The 3,181-nt window shown below is 46.1% G+C and carries 2 protein-coding genes; both read right to left on the bottom strand.

Annotation, left to right across the window (positions count from 1 at the left end; all coding sequences use genetic code 11):
- Positions 1 to 58: 58 nt before the first annotated feature.
- Positions 59 to 1,666 carry a RagB/SusD family nutrient uptake outer membrane protein gene (locus ASC50_RS05830; RefSeq protein WP_056928809.1) on the bottom strand — a complete coding sequence of 536 codons (1,608 nt, stop codon included), beginning with the start codon at positions 1,664 to 1,666 and terminating at the stop codon, positions 59 to 61.
- Between the two features lie 27 nt (positions 1,667 to 1,693).
- Positions 1,694 to 3,058, bottom strand: coding sequence for a SusC/RagA family TonB-linked outer membrane protein (locus tag ASC50_RS05825; RefSeq protein ID WP_158648524.1), 1,365 nt, complete (start codon positions 3,056 to 3,058; stop codon positions 1,694 to 1,696).
- Positions 3,059 to 3,181: the final 123 nt, after the last annotated feature.

Raw genomic sequence — 3,181 nt, 5'->3', positions numbered from 1 at the left:
AAAAGACGCTCTCCGACCCATCCCAGGGGGGAGGGTGCCAACTAAAAACTTTGCAATTTTATTTTTTCGGCAATTCCCAACTTGCATACGGGTTTGCTCCCGTTTTTGCTTCATCGTAACCATCAAAGCCCCAATTCTGCCACAATTGTGTCGGATTGATTTCGCGTTGCGATTTTGGTATTGGGAAGCGATAATTTCTCAAACTCACATAGTCTTTTGCAGGCACACCGGAAGCCTTTAATGCCTTCACTAATATTTTCCAGCGCAACAAGTCTAAACGGCGATTTTGCTCGTAAGTCAACTCAAACGTGCGTTCCTGTTGGATGGCTACCTTAAATCCCTCGTAATCAGATGTATAAGTGCCACCGGTGTCACGGAATCCTGCGGGACGAATGTCAGCCGGAAAATCGTAAGTAGCAGAAAGTTGATTCAACGGCAACTGGAAAGCACGGCGGCGCACTACATTGAAATCTTCGATAGCAGTACCTGCCGGTGCATTATTCGATTCGTTGAGAGCCTCAGCCCGCAACAGATAGACTTCTGCAAAACGTAAAACGGTACGGTCGAGATTACGATTGCTGGCAGAACCATTCGGGTCGAGCGGGTCGATGTATTTTGAATAGCGAGGCACATCGAACTGATACCATTCCTGTTTGAGCGGGTTGTAGATAGAGTCGGCATACGTTACTCCCTTGCGCTGGTCGTCCGGATTAAACTCATTGCGGAATTTTATATTAGACACTACCACATGCGGCAAAGTTTGCGTAAAACCGGTTGAGAAAGCACAGTGCAGCAAGTGATTACCTCCGCCGCCGTCAGACGATTGAGAAAGACTGTGTTGAGTTGCGAAGATGCTTTCTATTCCATTGCGGTTTTCTACCGACCAGTTCCGCCTGTATTCGGTTTCCAATTGATAGTCGCCGCTGCCGATTACCTCCGTAGCTAATGCAATAGATTTGTCGTAAGCATCTTTCTGCTCAACAGGAGTAAAAGTAGGCGACGTTTGTCCCCAAATCAAATAGACTTTCGACAAAAGCGCTTTAGCAGCACCCCAAGAGGCACGACCGCGGTCTGTACCGGAATAGGCTGTGGCACGAGGCAACAAGGTAGCGGCATCTTTCAAATCCTGCTCTATCTGTTTGTAAACACTATCAATCGGTGCGCGTGTCAAACTTGCTCCTTCATCATTGACTCCTCTATGCAAAATAACAGGCACGTCACCCCAAAATTGAACGGCATATTGATAATAATAGGCACGTAAGAATTTTGCTTCACCGATGAGACGTGTACTCAGCGAAGGCGTAATCTTGCTCTCCGGACTTTCCAAGGCATCAATCAACACATTGGCATTGGTAATACCGGCATAGAAAGTTTCCCACATGTAAGTGATGTAACTGTTGCCCGGTTCCCACTGCTGGCTGCTTAGGAAGCCTGCATCGCCGTTCGGGTTTTCACCGGTGGATGTGAGGTCGGAGGGTAAGTCAATCGTGTATCCGAAGCGGGTACTCAATTCTGCCGCCTGATAAATGCCATTCACTGCGGATATGGCATCGGCATCCGTCTTAGGGAAATCCTTCCCTGTCAATTTTCCAATTGGATCTTGATCCAAACTATCGCCGCAAGAAAATAAAGTTGCAGCAACTACTGTATAAAATATCTTTTTCATTGTGTTTATTTTTTTTAAATGTTATTTTTAATAAGAGATGTTCACGCCAAAAGTGAATGTTCTTGAAGTCGGATATACACCATTATCCGTACCACTGGCAACTTCCGGGTCATATCCTTTGTATTTGGTAAAAGTCAGCAAGTTGCTGGCAGTTGCAAATACTCTGAAACGGGTGGTCGGTGCTTTTTCTATTCTGAACGGCAAAACATAAGTGAGCGATAATGTTTTCAATTTCAAAAAAGAAGCATCTTCAATGTAGCGGCTGTCCAAGTCGGTTACCGCTTTGATAACGGCTTTCGGCACGGTGTTGGAATGATTTTCCGGTGTCCACCGGTCATTCAAAGAGGCTACACCATTGTAACGCGGGTCGGGAGTTTCCAAAGTACGGCGCAAAGCATTGTACAATTCGTTGCCCTGACTTCCCTGGAAGGCGGCAAATAATGTCAAGTCTCTGTAACGAAGAGAAGTAGAGAAGCCATAGATGAAATCCGGATGAGGCGAACCTAATACTACGCGGTCGTGGTCGAGGTCAATCTGATTATCTTTCACACCATTGGCATCGGGTTGGTCAACGTAACGCACATCACCGGGCAATACCGACGTTCCTGTTTCCTTGTTACGGGTAGGCACCGGTGCGGCGGCGGCTTCCGCAGCGTCTTGTACGATACCGTCAAACACCAAGCCATAGAAAGCACCGAAAGGCACACCTTTTCTCAAAACAGTAGCACCGCTATACACTTCTTCTGCCTTTGCCACTTCGTTGATATTCCGGGCAATATTACCGGACAGTGTCCAACTGAGGTGCTTCCGACTGATGATGTCGCCTCTTAATTCCAATTCCAACCCTTTGTTGATAACGCTACCTGCATTTTTAAGTATGGAAGCATAACCCGAAGTACGTTCTGTCGGAACATTCAGCAACAAGTTATTGGTGTTTTTATAATAGGCATCAATACTGCCACCCAACCGATGTTTCAGCAATCCAAAATCAAGACCTACATTATAGGATTCTGTCGTTTCCCATGCCAAGTTGGAATTGGGACGATTTCCTTTCACATAACCTTTTACGATACTGTTATTGAACGAATAATTTACAGTGTTGTAGGTATCCAGGAACAGGTAATCGCCAATTTCCTGATTCCCCACAGTGCCCAAACTGGCTCTTAATTTGAGGTCGTCAATGACTTTATTGTCCTGTAAAAATGCTTCTTCGTTCACATTCCACGATACACCCACAGACGGGAAATAACCCCATTGATGACCCGGAGCAAAACGGGAAGAACCGTCGGCACGCAAAGTAGCAGTCAAGTTGTAACGCCCTTTGAAAGTGTAGTTTACACGACCCAAATATGAGTTCAGTGCATTTCTTGCACCGTCGGTAGTGGGAGCCAAAAACCTTCGCTGGCTTGCAAATTGTGATAAGTAAGCGTTTCGTTCGAGAATCGGGTAGAGGAAACAACCGTGCGCTCCCAATAGCTCGTTTGGGTGGTATAACCGGCCAAAATATCAATATAA

The organism is Candidatus Symbiothrix dinenymphae (genome assembly GCF_001431085.1).
This window is presented reverse-complemented; position numbering and strand designations above follow the sequence as displayed.